Source organism: Campylobacter sp. US50a (assembly GCF_004379015.1).
GTDB classification, from domain to species: Bacteria; Campylobacterota; Campylobacteria; order Campylobacterales; family Campylobacteraceae; genus Campylobacter_D; species Campylobacter_D jejuni.
Window position 1 is genome coordinate 1 of record NZ_RYYJ01000106.1, and the last position, 250, is coordinate 250.

Sequence of the window (250 nt, forward strand, 5' to 3'; positions counted from 1 at the left end):
CATTAAAGAGCAAAGAGCAAACAATAAGCTTATACGCCCAAGTAGCGAATATATAGGCGTTGAACCAAGAAAATTTGTAAAAATTCAAGATAGATAAGGAGAAAAAATGAGTGATATGGGAATTTTAGAGGCAAAACGCCCTGAATTTGATGAACTTTTAACAAAAATTGCAAAATATGCTGATGAATTTGAAATTACAAGTGATTTGGCTTTAGAAACGGCTAGATATTGTTTGATGGATACTATAGGT

General features: G+C 32.0%; 1 pseudogene. It reads left to right on the forward strand.

Annotated features, from left to right (window positions below):
• Positions 1-106: 106 nt before the first annotated feature.
• Positions 107-250: pseudogene (prpD, locus tag ELQ11_RS09820) on the forward strand (2-methylcitrate dehydratase); the annotation flags it as partial.